The sequence below is a fragment of the Corynebacterium sp. UMB9976 genome (genome assembly GCF_030212265.1).
Lineage (GTDB): Bacteria > Actinomycetota > Actinomycetes > Mycobacteriales > Mycobacteriaceae > Corynebacterium.
In genome coordinates, this window is sequence record NZ_JASODY010000100.1 from 1 (window position 1) to 278 (window position 278).

Consider the following 278-nt stretch of genomic DNA (forward strand, 5'->3'; position numbering starts at 1 on the left):
CTGCCACGTATAAACTCATCGATCCCGATTTCCGTTGCGACTGGCTGCTCAGAACCAGATAAAGCCTTGGCTTCATCACTTACGGCACGCGAAGCGCCCGAAATCAGCGCCACACGATTCTCTAACCGCAGCTGCGCCACCTCACGTTCCAACAAGCGCTGTTCCTCCGGAGTGAAACCGACACGATCCCAAATCACCCGAGAATTACCCGGCGCGAGCCCCGCCTGCACGGCCTTGACCATCGCGTCCATCGTCGCACCAACCGTTGGTGTCGCCGG

The 278-nt window shown here is 59.4% G+C and carries 1 pseudogene; it reads right to left on the reverse strand.

Annotation, left to right across the window (positions count from 1 at the left end):
* Positions 1-251, reverse strand: a pseudogene (locus QP140_RS09975) (phage portal protein); the annotation flags it as partial.
* Positions 252-278: the final 27 nt, after the last annotated feature.